Below are 1639 nucleotides of genomic sequence, written 5' to 3'. Positions count from 1 at the left end.
GACCTCACTACCTTTAGCTGCAAGCCCCCTAAATCCCCCAATTCTGGGGGACTTTAACTCAAGTTCCCCCCAAAATTGGGGGGCTAGGGGGGCGGAGGACTTTAACTCAAGTTCCCCCCAAAATTGCTATCCATTAGGCAAAAGTAGTCGAAACAGTGATAGAGACTAGAATTGAGGTAAGGATTGGGAGAGGAGTGGTGAGAGCCATTATTAGACTAACAGGGGTCTCCCAAGACTGCGATCGCAAAACCAGAAATGCGATCGCAAAACCAGAAATGCGATCGCAAAACCAGAAATGCGATTGCCTACGGCAGCAGCTTGCCCTGAGCGCACTTAAGAAGGAGCACCCTCGCGGGAGTGGACAGGGAGGGTAAGGTTGTGAGAGTATCAGAGGAAAAAGTCAATCAGGAGATGAAGAATAACAAATGAAGGATTGGATCAGCCAGGAAATAAATCCTAAATTTTTCAGGACATACGCCATGCCAAGAGATTGAGAAAGACACTTTTGCTCATAGCGCGAGCATCCAGGAGAAACAGTACCACAAGCGAGTGGTAATGCGAGCAACAGCCAAAGTATTTATAGATTTTGGTCAAATGAGAAAGTGACAAAAACACAAATATTGGCTTCACACAGGGAAGGCGTAGTGAGGAGATGTGTAGAAGCAGGAGTGGTGCTGGCAATACAAGATACGACAGAGAGGGAGTATACGACACATGAAGCAACGAAGGGTTTGGGATATATCAATCAGACCATTCAACTCCGAATCAAAGTTCATAGTTGTAAGCGCGGTAAGTGTTCAAGGGGAACCAAAAGGGGCTGCTACATCAGCAGAGTTGGACAAGAAAGCATAGGAGTGGAAAGAAAAAAGAACGCAAGAAAAAACCGATTCAAGAAAAAGAAAGCTATCGATGGTTACAGACCGTTATTGGAGCATCCGTTGGACTAGTCGAAAAAGCCAAGCTCATACATGTTGCTGATCGCGAAGCTGATATCTTTGAGTTGTTCGCCCAACAGCGCTGTGGCAATAGCGAATTACTGATTCGAGGAGAATATAACCGCAGGGTGAAAGAGGAGATGGGATATCTGTTACCGATGATTGAACAAAGGCCAACTTTAGGTACAATGACCATCAACTTAGAGCGTAATCCCAAACGTCCAGCTCGTCAAGCAACGTTGCAAATTCGAGGGATGAAAGTCACACTGGAAGTGCCTCAAAATCACCCCAAACCTCACAATCTTGAACCAGTGGAAATTAACGTACTACTGGTAGAAGAGACTGAGAAACCGGCTGATGGTAGTCAACCCATTCGTTGGTTGTTGCTGACCACTCTACCCATTGACGACTTCCAAAAAGCTTGGCAATGTGTACGGTGGTATAGCTATCGATGGCTGATCGAACGCTTTCACAAAACCGCTAAAAAGTGGCTGACGCGCGCGAAAAACTTCAACTTCAAACCCGAGAGCGTTTACTCAAAGCATTGGCTACTTATAATATTGTTGCTTGGCGACTAATGTGGTTGACGTAATCTCGCTCGACTTAATCCGGATGCTTCAAGCCAAGTGGTGTTCTCTCCAGCAGAATGGAAACTCAAGCGACTTCAATTTCAACCCAAAAACCGCTCAAAAAAACCTCCTAGA

Annotated in this window: 2 protein-coding genes; both read left to right on the top strand. The window is 45.7% G+C overall.

The window, feature by feature from the left end:
• The first annotated feature begins 197 nt into the window (after nucleotides 1-197).
• Nucleotides 198-374: a hypothetical protein gene (locus F6K53_RS40810; RefSeq protein WP_293085929.1), complete on the top strand. Its 177-nt coding sequence runs from the start codon at nucleotides 198-200 to the stop codon at nucleotides 372-374.
• Nucleotides 375-793: 419 nt separating this feature from the next.
• Nucleotides 794-1513, top strand: coding sequence for an IS4 family transposase (locus F6K53_RS40805; protein ID WP_293085926.1), 720 nt, complete (start codon nucleotides 794-796; stop codon nucleotides 1511-1513).
• Nucleotides 1514-1639: the final 126 nt, after the last annotated feature.

Source organism: Moorena sp. SIO4A1 (assembly GCF_010672065.1).
Classification (GTDB): domain Bacteria; phylum Cyanobacteriota; class Cyanobacteriia; order Cyanobacteriales; family Coleofasciculaceae; genus Moorena.
The sequence above is the reverse complement of the archived record's forward strand: the minus strand, read 5'-3'. Positions and strand labels throughout refer to the sequence as shown.